Here is a 13,504-nt window from a genome sequence, read left to right as displayed (position 1 = left end):
TTGAAAAGCTATTTCAGATGGTACAATAAAGGGAAACAATTTTGCTTAATTACTAATAAAATAGATTTTTACGAGACTTTAATGAAGGTGTCGTAATTTTGAGACTACTGTTACCTATTACTGATAAATGACACAATCAATATAAGTATACATAAAACTGCGTATTATGTCGAATTTGATGTCGAATTTCGACGAAAAAAGTCAAAGTGATTTTGGGTGATTTCTCCAACACCTTTATCAACGGAGGAAACTCGGCTTTTCTGTGGGTTGATTCTATCAACCTTAGGCGCAAGTGGTTGCCACTGGTGAAGTGTGAGGTCAGGTTAAATGCCTTTTGTATTTTTACGTTAAGAGATATGCAATTTACATTCCCATGTTGTAAAAACGTTAAACCATGTTTCGTAGATAGAAATTCGTAGTGTGGTTTAGCGTTTTTGTAATAAATGATGCCGAATAGCAATAGTGATTGTTTGGAAGACGTGCCATGATGGGCTTACCTGTAGCAGACGGGTGAAACATACAACAATTAAATTTCAAGCACTTAACGAGAATAAAGTTATTATTACCGTTCGTTCCGACCGGGGACGATAATGTTACAACGGGAAGGGGAAGATGTTCTTTGAATTATAAAACGAGATTAAGTTTATTAGTATTCGTGGATTCATTAATTGTTTTACTATCGATTTTCTTTAGTTACTGGTTACTGATTCCAACAGCAGAGATTGTCTCGATGGCTATCGTTGTCAGTTCAATTGCACTATTTATTAGTCACCATGTTTTCGCACATGTGTTCAAACTTTACAAGAAGGTCTGGTCATACGCTAGTATTCAAGAGTTATCGGCGATCTTTATGGCGGTGTCGCTAACGATTGCGACGTTGGCGGTGATTCAACTGATTGGGTTTCAGACATTATATCTTAGGACGCTTCTAGTGACGTGGATGTTACATATCCTATTAATTGGTGCGTCGCGTTTCTCATGGCGGTTATATCGTGATACGAAGATGAAGGTAGATAAGAATAAAAAGCGGACACTAATCATTGGTGCAGGAAATGGTGGAACACTTGTAGCAAGGCAGCTAGTAAATAGTGAGAAGTCAGAGTTACAACCAGTCGCATTTATTGATGATGACCATTCAAAGCAACATTTAGAGTTGATGGGAATTCCGGTTCTCGGAAGACTCGAACAACTCCCCTCCGTTGTAGCAGATAAGAAGATTGAGCATATTATTATTGCGATTCCGTCACTTACGAAGCAACAATTAAATAATATTTTCTCTGTCTGTGCTGATACGAAAGTGAAGACACAAATTATGCCGTCGGTGGAAGATATCATGTCTGGAAAAGTATCGGTGAGTCAGATTCGTGATGTGCAAGTGGAAGATCTACTTGGACGAAAGCCTGTAGAACTTGACACAGAGAAGATCGGTAATAAATTGACGGGAAAGACAGTACTTGTTACCGGAGCAGGCGGATCGATCGGCTCGGAAGTATGTAGGCAGATTGCTAGATTTGCTCCAAAGAAACTAGTACTTCTCGGTCATGGTGAGAATAGCATCTATGATATTGAAATGGACTTACGTCCACAATATCCTAATATTGAATTAGAAACAGAAATCGCTGATGTTCAAGATCAGGAGCGGATGTTATCGGTGATGAAGAAACATCAACCGAGAGTTATTTATCATGCAGCAGCGCATAAACATGTACCGTTGATGGAGCGTAATCCACACGAAGCGGTCAAAAACAACGTGATCGGTACGAAGAATGTTGCTGAAGCGGCTGACAAAGCAGGGGTTTATGCGTTTGTGATGGTGTCGACGGATAAAGCTGTGAACCCAACGAGTGTGATGGGCGCGACGAAAAGAACAGCTGAAATGATCGTGCAACATATGGATATGATCAGTGAAACAAAGTTTGTCGCTGTTCGATTCGGTAACGTGTTAGGAAGTCGCGGAAGTGTAATTCCACTGTTTAAGAAACAGATTGAAGCAGGCGGTCCTGTGACGGTGACGCACAAAGACATGACTCGCTATTTCATGACGATTCCAGAAGCGTCAAGGTTGGTTTTGCAAGCAGGATCGATTGCGAAAGGCGGCGAAACGTTCGTACTAGATATGGGCGAGCCAGTTAAGATAGTCGACCTTGCGAAAAACTTGATTCGACTTAGTGGTTTCAAAGAAGATGAAATAGACATTAAGTACGCGGGTATCCGATCAGGCGAGAAGATGTTTGAAGAGTTACTTGGTGAAAACGAAGTCCATCAAGAGCAAATCTACCCGAAAATTTATCGTGGTAAAACTCCACCGGTGAATATCAATGTGATATATGAATTAATTGAGGAGTTTCAGGAGATGAAACCTGATGAGTTGCGGGAGCGGATTTTGGATATTGCTTGGTTTAGGGTGGAGAGCCTAGTGAAATTGAGTGCGGTGAAATAGATGAAGTTAGTAGGTGTTATGAATGAATAAATATATGAAAGTTAAAAGGTTGATAGATTTCAGCTTGTCTTTACTAGCTATGGTCATTTTGTGGCCATTTTTTCTTGTACTTGCGATTATTATAAAAGTCGATTCAAAAGGGCCGGTATTCTTTAAACAGAAAAGAGTTGGTATTCATAAACAACACTTTCACATCTTGAAATTTCGAACGATGAGAACTGATACACCGAAAGATATGCCGACGCACTTGTTACAAGACCCAGCTGCGTTTATTACGAAGAGTGGTAAGTTTTTACGGAAAACGAGTTTAGACGAGCTTCCTCAAATAATTAACATCTTAAAAGGGGACATGAGCATTATTGGTCCAAGGCCTGCACTTTGGAATCAATATGACCTTATAGAAGAACGGGATAAATACGGCGCCAATGATGTTCCTACTGGACTAACAGGATGGGCGCAAATTAATGGTAGAGATGAGTTGCCGATTGAAGTTAAATCACAATTAGATGGTGAATATGTTCAGAAGATGGGACTGAGAATGGACATTCGTTGCTTCTTTGGTACGTTTATAAGTGTTCTGAAAAATGATGGTGTTGTTGAAGGTGGCACAGGTGTGTCGCAAGCGAAAGAAGAAGTCGCAAGCAGCAAGGGGAACATGAGGGAATGAAGAAGATATTAATTACAGGATCGAACAGTTACATAGGAAATGGTTTAGAGAAATGGCTGGAGAACTATCCTGATTCCTATTCTATAGAAGCGATAAGTTTAAGAGATAACTCATGGAAAGAAAAGGGCTTCTCGGAGTATGATGTTGTGTTTCATGTGGCGGGAATAGCGCACGTTTCAACAGATCCTAATATGGAAGAACAATATTATAAAGTAAATCGCGACCTTACAATTGAAGTGGCACAAAAAGCTAAAATAGAGGGCGTAGAACAATTCATATTCATGAGTAGCATCATTGTGTATGGTGATAGTAGTAGCGATGAAAGAGTGATTGATAGAAACACTGAACCAAAACCAAGTAATTTTTATGGGAATAGTAAGCTACAGGCAGAAGAAGGAATAAAACCACTTGAAAATGAGGACTTCAAAGTAGTCATTATAAGACCGCCGATGATATATGGCAAAGGTTCAAAAGGGAATTATCCTAAACTTGCTAAAGTAGCTCGGAAATTCCCTGTGTTTCCGGATATTGATAATCAACGTAGTATGCTTCATATCGATAATCTTTGCGAATTTATACGATTAATGATTATAAATGAAGAAACTGGAACGTTTTTTCCGCAAAATGAGGAATATGTAAAGACGAGTAACATGGTAAAATTAATAGCTGAGCATCATGGGAAGAAAACTAGATTAACGAAAGTATTTAATCCTATTTTAAAATTGATGATAGGTAGAGTAAATATTGTTAACAAAGTGTTTGGTAATTTGGTTTATGAGAAAAGTATGAGTGATTATAAAGATGGTTATAGAGTTAGGGATTTGAGAGAGACCATAGTGGCGACAGAAGTTAGGGAGAAATAAATGAAAAGAGTACTCATTTTAGTTAATCATGATGTGGTTATATACAACTTTCGAAAAGAACTGGTTCAACAATTGTTAAGGGATGGCTATAAAGTTTACATATCCTCGCCATATGGTAAAAAAATTGAATCATTGATAGATATGGGATGTGAATATGTAGAAACAAATATTGAAAGACATGGAACGAATATAATTAGTGATTTAAAATTAATATCAGAGTATAGAAAAATGATAAAAAGAGTGAGGCCAGAGGTGGTTCTAAGTTATACAATAAAACCTAATATTTATGGAGGAATGGCGTGTAAATCTTTACAAGTTCCTTATATAGCTACTATTACAGGATTAGGGACTGCTTTAGAAAAAAAGGGATTAATGCAAAAGATTTTAGTATTACTTTATAAACTTGCTTTAAAAGATATCCAGACATTATTTTTCCAGAACAAAGAAAATATGAGTTTTTTTGAGCAGAATAAGATTGCAAAGTATTCACACAAACTTGTCCCAGGTTCGGGTGTTAATCTTGAAGAATTTACTTTAAAGAAATACCCTGACGAAAGAGACGAATTAAAAATCCTTTTTATAGGAAGGATTATGAAAGAAAAAGGTATTGAAGAATTAGCTCAAGCAGCGAAATTAGTTGAAGAAAGTAAAAGGAAATGTATTTTTGAGGCCGTTGGCTTTTATGAGGAAGATTATACTGATAAAGCCAAGGAACTAGAGAAGTTAAATATTATTAAATTCCATGGAGTTCAAGATAATGTTAAAGAGTTCATTGAAGATTGCAATGCCGTTATTCTACCGTCTTATCACGAAGGTATGGCAAATGTCTTATTAGAAGCTGCATCAATGGGGAGGCCAATTATAGCATCTTCAATTCCAGGATGTGAAGAAACATTTGATGAAGGTGTTACAGGTTTTGGATTAGAACCGAAAAATGTTGATAGTCTAGTTCAAGCTATTAATAAATTTATTGATTTACCTTACAATAAGAAAAAATCGATGGGTGTATTAGCAAGAGAAAAAGTAGAAAATGAATTCGATAGGAACGAAGTTGTTTTATCTTATCTCAATGAAATAGAGAATGTTGTTAATAAAGGAGGGAAGACATGAATTTATTTGAAAAAATCACAAACGGAACAGAGAAAATCTCAATAATAGGACTAGGGTATGTGGGAATGCCAATTGCAGTGGCATTTGCTAACAAGATTAATGTTATTGGGTTTGATGTTAACAAAAACAAGATTAATCTTTATAAAGCTGGAGTAGATCCTACAAAAGAAGTTGGAAACGATATAATACAAAGTACAACTGTTGACTTTACATCTGATGAAAATAGATTAAAAGATGCGAAATTTCATATCGTTGCTGTGCCAACACCAGTTAACTCTGACCATACCCCGGACCTTACGCCAGTGGAATCAGCAAGTCGTACTCTCGGGAGAAATTTAACTAAAGGGTCAATAGTGATATTTGAATCGACAGTTTATCCAGGAGTTACAGAAGAAATCTGTGTTCCTATTTTAGAGAATGAGTCTGGTTTAATATGTGGCAGAGATTTTAAGGTGGGGTACTCTCCTGAAAGAATCAACCCAGGAGACAAAGTACATCGCCTAGAGACGATTGTTAAAGTTGTAGCAGGTATGGATGAAGAAACCTTAGATATTGCGTCAAAAGTATACGAGTTGGTTGTTGATGTTGGAGTTCATAGAGCAGAATCAATTCAAGTCGCAGAAGCGGCAAAAGTAATTGAAAATGCCCAGCGTGATATTAATATTGCTTTTATGAATGAACTTTCGATTATATTTAACAAAATGGGTATAGATACAAATGCTGTATTAAAAGCAGCTGGGACGAAATGGAACTTTTTAAATTTCAGTCCTGGACTTGTAGGTGGGCACTGTATCGGAGTTGATCCTTATTACCTTACGTATAAGGCAGAGCAATTAGGATACCATTCCCAGATTATCCTGTCGGGACGAAAGATCAATGACGATATGGGAAAATATATAGCTGAAAATACAGTGAAAAAGATGATAAAAGCAAACAAGCAAATTAAGGGAGCTAAAGTGGCTATCTTTGGTTTTACATTTAAGGAGAACACACCAGATGTTAGAAATACTAGAGTAATAGATGTTATAAAAGAGTTAGAAGAATATGGAGTAGAAGTGAAAATTGTAGACCCAGTGGCAGACAAGGAGGACCTCTGGCGAGAATATCATATTGAACCTTGTGATGTGAAGGATATTGAAGGTGTAGATGCCGTTATTTTTGCAGTTCCTCATGAGGAGTTTAAAGCTATAACTTTAGAAGATATGAAGAAGATGTTTAGGTCAACAAGTGAGATACATGCAGATATGATCGATGAAGTTTCTGCAACAAAGGAGTCTCATTTAAGTATGAAACAAAATGATTGTGTATTAATAGACGTAAAGGGTATGTTTAATCGACAAGAAGCAGAAAGTAGCTTCTTATATTGGAGGCTATAAAATGGGATATGAAAATATAAGGTTTCCGGAGGGATCTACATTCCTGATAACTGGAGTAGCAGGTTTCATTGGTTCAAATTTAGTAGAGACATTACTAAAATTAGGTTATTCAGTGAAAGGGCTAGATAATTATTCTACTGGTAAAGAAGAGAATGTTAAATTATTTATTGGTAATCACAATTACACTTTTATTGAAGGTGATATCACAGATTTAAAAACTTGTGTTAATGCTTGTGAAGGTGTCGATTATGTTCTTCACCAAGCAGCATGGGGGAGCGTGCCAAGAAGCATTGAAATGCCCTTATTTTACGAAGAAGTTAATATAAAAGGTACATTAAACATGATGGAAGCGGCTAGACAAAACAATGTTAAGAAGTTTGTTTATGCATCTAGTTCTTCTGTTTACGGAGATGAACCAAATCTACCTAAAAAAGAAGGAAGAGAAGGGAATGTTTTATCTCCTTATGCACTGACAAAGAAGGTAGATGAAGAATACGGAAAGCTTTATACGAAATTATATGGACTTGATACGTATGCTCTTCGCTACTTTAATGTATTTGGTAGAAGACAGGATCCAAATGGGGCATATGCAGCAGTCATCCCGAAGTTTATAAAACAATTACTTAATGATGAACGACCAACAGTTAATGGTGACGGGAAGCAAAGTCGAGACTTTACTTATATTGAGAATGTAATTGAAGCAAACTTAAAAGCTTGTAAATCCCCCCGTGAAGCAGCAGGGCATGCGTATAACATTGCTTATGGTGGTAGAGAGTATTTGATCGATATTTATGATGGGTTATGTAAAGCGTTAGGGAAAGATGTTAACCCGGTATTTGGACCTGAGAGGGCTGGAGACATTAAGCACAGTAATGCTAATATAAGTAAAGCGCAAGAAATGCTGGGGTATGATCCTGAGTGGAGTTTTGAAAGGGGAATTATGGAAGCAATTGAATGGTATAAAAGTCATTTAAAAGATAATCTTTAAATACTTTTTGTATTTAATAATATTTTAGGAGATAAGTAATGAGAGAAGAATTAATTTCTGTTATCTGCACTGTAAAAAATGGTGAAACAACAATAAAGGAAACAATATTGTCTGTGATTAATCAAACTTATACTAAATTGGAATTTATAATTGTTGATGATGGATCTATAGATTCAACCAAAAAAATAATAGGTAAATTAGCAAGACTAGATAAAAGAATTAAGCCTATATACACAAATGGTATAGGTAGAGGGAATGCTTTAAATTTAGCTGTTCAGAAATCAAACGGAGGTTTAATTGCTAATATTGATGCAGACGACTTAATGCACCCCAAAAGACTTCGGATTCAGTTGGATAAATTTATTGAAAATGAAGGTATTTTTATAGTTTGTAGTAATTCTGTGATTATATATAATAGTGAGCCTGTTCTTTGGGAAGAGGGAGACACAGTAGGGGATAAAGTAATTACAGATAATTTACTTATTAAGAATAGAATAAATCATACATCTGTAATGTTTAATAAAAAACTATTAATTGAAGTTGGTTGTTACAATCAATCATTAAAGAGTCAGTTTGATTACGAGTTGTGGCTTAGAGCTCTAGCAAAGAAAAAAATCATGTTGATAATTCCAAATAAGTTAGTTGCAAAAAGAATTCATAAAAATCAATCATTTGAAAATAAAAAACGAGTTAGGTATTTAATCAGATCTCAAAAACTTCAAATAAAATATGCTCTTGTAATGAGAAAAAGAATTTTTATGGTTATAATGATAGCACCTTTGAGGATTGCACTTGGCATTTTACCGTTTAAAATAAGAAGAAAATTAATTCTTATATTCAAACATATAGGCTTTAATTAAGGCGGTACCGTAGATTAACATTTCTGCTTGATATATATTTTTATTATAAACAAAAAAACTGTCAGTGTTCTTTTTCCATGTACGAACTATAATACAGAGGTTTTAAATCATCACCATTATAATCTGTGAAAGTAGAGTATTGATTAAAGGTTTACATTAATTAATACTCATGTGTTATCGGAGGATTAAATCATGATAGCATTATTTTGGTTTTTGTCATTGATTGTTATAAGCTATTTATTATTTTAAAAAAGAAACTTTGATTTATTAAGTTTAACGGCAATCTTTTCCTTTCTTCTTTAGTAATTTTATTTGAAAAAGAAAATTTAAACTAGTACATTTTAAAAAATCCTCTTTTTAGCAGGAAATTTTGAATTTATACTAACGATTTATAAAGAATTTTATAGAAATATAATGATGCTAGATTTTAGAGGCGCTGGGAAGTACTAGCTTATGTCAGCACATATCAAAATGTATCTGTTTTTTCTGAATCAATTACAATTTTCTCAAGCCTTAACATTTTGATAGAATATAATAATCGACATTCTAGTAGCGATATTTTAAATCGTTTGGTAATTAACATACCTTCATACCTTTCTTTAGAAAAAGGGTTAATTTATTGTATTGGAGGAAAATTTTTAATAACTTGCGTTTTGCCTCAGTAGTAGGTGAAGAAGTACATTCCAGAATATATTGGGGTATGGGTAGTAACATATGGGGTGAAATGTATGCTATAGGTGGTATTATAGGTATTGTGATTTTTTCTTTAGTTTGGCTCCTATTTTTGTTTATTGGCAATAAGCTTTTGTTTAATAATATCGAAAAGTTTGTTTTCTCTTGCTATCAGAGCGTTTAAAGTCGTTTTTCATTATGCATGGTGACTTACGGGGTTTTTTATATTTTACGAAAAATTACTTCTACTTCTTTCCAAGCTTCAAATAACAAAATCTGATAAAATCAAGACTATTGGTAGATAGTCTATGAAGTGTTATAAATGTATGTATAATATATATTTTCCTTGGAGTGAATTTATGAATAGTATTAAAGAAGTGTGTGAAAAAATTTGGGAAATTGAAGAAGAAAATGATTTGTTGAGGGTTGAATTACAGGGTATAAAGGTTTGGGAAGTAATTAGGTTTAGTGTTTTCAATATTATCACAAATAAATTAGGTTTTTATGGCTCAGCACATTCAACTGCGAATAAAACTATTTTGAGTAAAATTAAAAAGGGTCAAATGCTGGTAGCTAATTCATTTACAAAGAATCCATTCAGAAGTTCTTTTAAAGGTAATACTATGATATTAGATCATCCAAGGAAAGTCAAAGTAAATGGTGACTATATAGATATATACTCACAAAAACTATTGAGTAATATGGATTCAGAAGGTTTCTTTGTCGTTGAATACCCCTATTTAGATAAACATTTTAGTGATCATAGTGATCCAAATCGTAGTTATATGGATATTTTTTATGCTTACGCTACCTTTAAGATGCCATTTATGTTATTTAAGTTTAATAAAGAAGAGCTAGATATTCTGTTAAAAATCGAAGGACTACTGAATGAGAGTTTTGACGTGAATATGAAGTTAAAAAATTTAATTTACAAAAAAATAATTACATTTAAATTAAAATATTATTTCTTTGATTCACTATTGAAGAAAAAAAAACCGGATAATATAGTACTTGTCGTCTCATACAGTAACTTTCCTCTCATCGCAGCTGCAAAGGATAACGACATTGAAGTAACAGAATTACAGCATGGTGTAATTACAAACTATCATTTTGCTTATAATTTTAGTGATCCTAAAAAAATAATAAAGTATTTTCCAGATAAATTACTAACATTTGGAGAGTATTGGGCTAAAACAGATGGCTTTCCGAAGCAGACGGAAGTGGAAGTTTATGGATTTCCGTATCTTAATCAACAATTAGAAAAATATAAAGGAACACAAAAGAAAAAAAGACAAGTTCTCTTTCTTTCACAGGGTACTATAGGTAAAGAGTTATCTAAACGAGCTAAAGAAGTTGCAGAAAGTATGCCTGAGTATCATTTTATCTATAAGCTACACCCCGGTGAATACTCACGTTGGAGAAAAGAATATCCAGACCTTTTAATGGGATCAAATTTAGATAACTTACAAGTCGTCGATCACAATGAGAAAAATCTTTATAGTTTTTTTGCCGAATCGGAATATCAGGTGGGGGTATATTCGACTGCAATATTTGAAGGTTTAACTATGGATTGTAAAACGATTCTCTTTAACTTGAAAGGGATTGAATACATGCAAGACTTGATAGAACAAGATTTAGTGATGGTTGCAAATGATAAGATTGAGTTTATTAATAATATAGAGAATTTTAATGTAAAACAAGTAGATAAAGGACATTTTTTTAAAACTGTTAATACTTGAGGAAATTGTTGGTGCATAAATTGTGGTTATAGGAAGAATGATTATATGATTAAAAATTCAATGATATATACAATAGGAACAATCCTACCGAAAATTGTAGTTTTTTTAATGTTGCCTATTTATATGATGTACCTAACACCAGCGGAATATGGAACTATTCAAATGATAAATGCCCTGGTAGGTGTTGTTTCGATCTTTTTTTTAACTTCATTAAGAGCTTCTGTTACTAGATTATATATTGATTATTCAGATAATAAGGATTCATTCACTTTCACTATTTTTTCATTTTTAATTCTATTTGCTTTTTTTTTGGGGACGTTGTTATATTTTATGAAGCCGCTTTTAGGAGGAATAGTATTTAATGAAATCCCTGTTGATCCTTATTATTTGTTTTTAATAGTTCTCTCGGCTTTAAGCGTTTTTCCTGTCGTACCTTTGAGTATGATGAGAATACAGGAAAAAGCATGGCTATATGTATCTATGAATATTATTGAAACATTATTAATTATATCTTTCACTTTGTATTTACTGATTTTTCAAGATATGGGAGCTTTAGGGGGAGTTTTGGCACTAGTTATTGCTAAAAGTATTATGGCGGTGTTATATACAACATATACTATCTCCTCTACGGGTTTTCATCTAAAGAGAATGAAAATTTTGTACCTATCATCTGCTTTATTGATAGGAATTCCTTTAATTCCTCATTTCTTAGCTGGATGGGTAAATAATTTAGCAGATAGGTTAATTATTGAAAACATTCTGGGGCTAGAGGTACTCGGTATATACAGCATAGGTGCACAGTTTAATATGGCGATACTGCTATTGGTCAATGCTTTTAACATGGCCTTTGCCCCGAGGTACTATAAAATGATGAAAGCCGAAAAATTTAGTCAAAAAAATTTCGATAAAATTTTCACTGTATTATTCTCCAGTATTACGACAGTAGCTTTAGTTATGTATATTTTAGTTCCAATTATGATCCGGCTTTTCGGATCTTCCGAATATGATGCTGATTACTCTTTTATTGGATTCTTGTTAGGAGGAGCGATTTGGCATTTAGCATATATTTTTGTGGTAGCCGCTCTAATATATAATAAAAAACCAGGGTATATTGCAGTTTCTACTGTAATTTCAGCTATTTTCAATATTTTATTAAATCTGGCTTTGTTACCTATTTTAGGCATTTTAGGTGCTGCAATAGCTACTTATGTAGCCATGATGGTACAATTCTTATTAATAAATAGAATTGCAAACAAATTAACTTATCATACTTATCAGTTATCTTGGAAACACTATCTACCAACTCAAATTTTGTACACAATTGTGATAATTGTCGATGTTGTTCTAGATAAAATAATTTTGTTTGGTTTTTCTAGCATTGTATTGATATTATTTTGTTTTAAATCATTTATTGATCAAATAAAAGTGAACAAATAGATGTAATAAAAAAAGGGGTAAGAGCATTAATTTCAAGTTGAACTCAATTATAGTCCAACCATTATAGATATCTATTATTACCGTTGTAATCTTTAAATAAGTACAAAATCAAGTTCCAACCAAAAATAAGATTTAATAATTACTAGTTATTTTCAATTGATTAATTAGTTTATCGGAAGGATGACATAAGTGCCTAAATTAAATAAGAAATATTATATCGCATTAACAGGAGCCAAAAAAAATGTGGGGGACTTTTTAATAACGGAAAGAGCGGTTGCTTTGTTAGAGCACCATGCTCCAGATTATGAATTTATAATAAGACCACATTGGAACGAATTAGATGATATTGAATTTGTTAATAACAGTGAAGGAATCATCATACTAGGAGGACCAGGTTTCCAAATGAATATGTATCCTGGTGTGTATAAATTGGTAAAGTATCTTAAAGATATTAAAGTACCTATACACACATTGGGAGCAGGGTGGAAGGGTATTCCAGGAGATAGAACGACTGAGAAGCTGTATGAATTTACTGTTTCAGCTAAGGAAATGTTAGATAAAATGAATGAAACTTCTGCTGGAATGAGTTGTAGAGACCACCAAACGGAGAGAACTTTGTATAATAATGGGTATAAAAATGTTACTATGACGGGGTGTCCAGTTTGGTATGACCTAGATTCTATTGGTAAGAAATTTATTGCTCCGAAAGAAATAAAGCGAATTGTTTATACTCCAGCACAAAGTGAATTTTTTTCCGTTCAAAGTATTCAGATATTAGAATTCTTAAAAAGTAAATACAGGGACTCTGAAATCATAGTATCGTTTCATAGAGGAATCGGTGAAGTTGATCAATATACTCCGAAAAGTGATGCGGAAAATACCTTAAAAATTGCAGATGCAGCCAAAAGAATAGGCGTAGAAGTGGTCGATGTTTCATCTGATGCTTCTAGGTTAAGTTTTTATGATGAATGTGATCTGCATATTGGCTACCGTGTTCACGCACATATATACTTTTTAAGTAAAAGGTTGCCAAGTATTTTAATTCATGAAGATGGACGGGGAAATGGAGTGTCAGATGCACTGAAATCCCCCGGAATAGATGCATACAGTACTTCAAATATATATTCAAAAATTTTTGGTGCGTTCAATAAAAATAGACGCGTTTTATCAATATATAGAAGACTAGCATTTAAAATTAATGACAATATTACTGATGATTTAAATGATGTAATTTCTGATCTCGAAAAAACGAACTACAAATGTTATATTCCTATATCAAAATATATTGATAGTAATTACAAAGTTATGGAGACATTCATCAAAAACATGATTAACAAGAATGGAGGTTAAGT

At 33.6% G+C, this 13,504-nt stretch carries 10 protein-coding genes; all 10 read left to right on the top strand.

Going from position 1 to position 13,504, the window contains the following annotated elements; all coding sequences use genetic code 11:
* Positions 1-619 precede the first annotated feature (619 nt).
* The 10 genes from ACM26V_RS15780 to ACM26V_RS15735 all read left to right on the top strand — a co-directional run bounded on the left by ACM26V_RS15780 (position 620) and on the right by ACM26V_RS15735 (position 13,502).
* On the top strand, positions 620-2,440 hold the full coding sequence (locus ACM26V_RS15780) for a polysaccharide biosynthesis protein (RefSeq protein WP_416147685.1): 1,821 nt from the start codon (positions 620-622) through the stop codon (positions 2,438-2,440).
* 22 nt (positions 2,441-2,462) lie between these two features.
* Positions 2,463-3,107 carry a sugar transferase gene (locus ACM26V_RS15775; protein ID WP_416147684.1) on the top strand — a complete coding sequence of 215 codons (645 nt, stop codon included), beginning with the start codon at positions 2,463-2,465 and terminating at the stop codon, positions 3,105-3,107.
* On the top strand, positions 3,104-3,970 hold the full coding sequence (locus ACM26V_RS15770) for an NAD-dependent epimerase/dehydratase family protein (RefSeq protein WP_416147683.1): 867 nt from the start codon (positions 3,104-3,106) through the stop codon (positions 3,968-3,970). The genes ACM26V_RS15775 and ACM26V_RS15770 overlap by 4 nt, the downstream gene beginning before the upstream one ends.
* Positions 3,971-5,080: a glycosyltransferase family 4 protein gene (locus ACM26V_RS15765; protein WP_416147682.1), complete on the top strand. Its 1,110-nt coding sequence runs from the start codon at positions 3,971-3,973 to the stop codon at positions 5,078-5,080.
* Positions 5,077-6,456, top strand: coding sequence for a nucleotide sugar dehydrogenase (locus ACM26V_RS15760; RefSeq protein ID WP_416147681.1), 1,380 nt, complete (start codon positions 5,077-5,079; stop codon positions 6,454-6,456). The genes ACM26V_RS15765 and ACM26V_RS15760 overlap by 4 nt, the downstream gene beginning before the upstream one ends.
* A 1-nt stretch (position 6,457) precedes the next feature.
* Positions 6,458-7,444, top strand: a complete 987-nt coding sequence (locus ACM26V_RS15755) for an SDR family oxidoreductase (RefSeq protein WP_416147680.1) — start codon at positions 6,458-6,460, stop codon at positions 7,442-7,444.
* Positions 7,445-7,482: 38 nt separating this feature from the next.
* Positions 7,483-8,304, top strand: a complete 822-nt coding sequence (locus tag ACM26V_RS15750) for a glycosyltransferase (protein ID WP_416147679.1) — start codon at positions 7,483-7,485, stop codon at positions 8,302-8,304.
* A 1,031-nt stretch (positions 8,305-9,335) separates the two neighbouring features.
* Entirely contained in the window at positions 9,336-10,715 is a 1,380-nt protein-coding gene (locus tag ACM26V_RS15745; RefSeq protein ID WP_416147678.1) for a hypothetical protein, read from the top strand.
* Between the two features lie 45 nt (positions 10,716-10,760).
* Positions 10,761-12,152, top strand: coding sequence for a lipopolysaccharide biosynthesis protein (locus tag ACM26V_RS15740; protein WP_416147677.1), 1,392 nt, complete (start codon positions 10,761-10,763; stop codon positions 12,150-12,152).
* 189 nt (positions 12,153-12,341) lie between these two features.
* Positions 12,342-13,502 (top strand): polysaccharide pyruvyl transferase family protein, encoded by a 1,161-nt coding sequence (locus tag ACM26V_RS15735; RefSeq protein WP_416147676.1) that lies wholly within the window; start codon positions 12,342-12,344, stop codon positions 13,500-13,502.
* Positions 13,503-13,504: the final 2 nt, after the last annotated feature.

Source organism: Salipaludibacillus sp. HK11, assembly GCF_047795645.1.
In the GTDB taxonomy this organism is placed as follows: domain Bacteria; phylum Bacillota; class Bacilli; order Bacillales; family Salisediminibacteriaceae; genus Salipaludibacillus.
The sequence above is the reverse complement of the archived record's forward strand: the minus strand, read 5'-3'. Positions and strand labels throughout refer to the sequence as shown.

What these genes read in the sequence shown, in the direction of transcription:
- ACM26V_RS15775 (WP_416147684.1), top strand. Translation starts at nt 2,463, where the DNA reads ATGAATAAATATATGAAAGTTAAAAGGTTGATAGATTTCAGCTTGTCT.
- ACM26V_RS15770 (WP_416147683.1), top strand. Translation starts at nt 3,104, where the DNA reads ATGAAGAAGATATTAATTACAGGATCGAACAGTTACATAGGAAATGGT.
- ACM26V_RS15765 (WP_416147682.1), top strand. Translation starts at nt 3,971, where the DNA reads ATGAAAAGAGTACTCATTTTAGTTAATCATGATGTGGTTATATACAAC.
- ACM26V_RS15760 (WP_416147681.1), top strand. Translation starts at nt 5,077, where the DNA reads ATGAATTTATTTGAAAAAATCACAAACGGAACAGAGAAAATCTCAATA.
- ACM26V_RS15755 (WP_416147680.1), top strand. Translation starts at nt 6,458, where the DNA reads ATGGGATATGAAAATATAAGGTTTCCGGAGGGATCTACATTCCTGATA.
- ACM26V_RS15750 (WP_416147679.1), top strand. Translation starts at nt 7,483, where the DNA reads ATGAGAGAAGAATTAATTTCTGTTATCTGCACTGTAAAAAATGGTGAA.
- ACM26V_RS15745 (WP_416147678.1), top strand. Translation starts at nt 9,336, where the DNA reads ATGAATAGTATTAAAGAAGTGTGTGAAAAAATTTGGGAAATTGAAGAA.
- ACM26V_RS15740 (WP_416147677.1), top strand. Translation starts at nt 10,761, where the DNA reads ATGATTAAAAATTCAATGATATATACAATAGGAACAATCCTACCGAAA.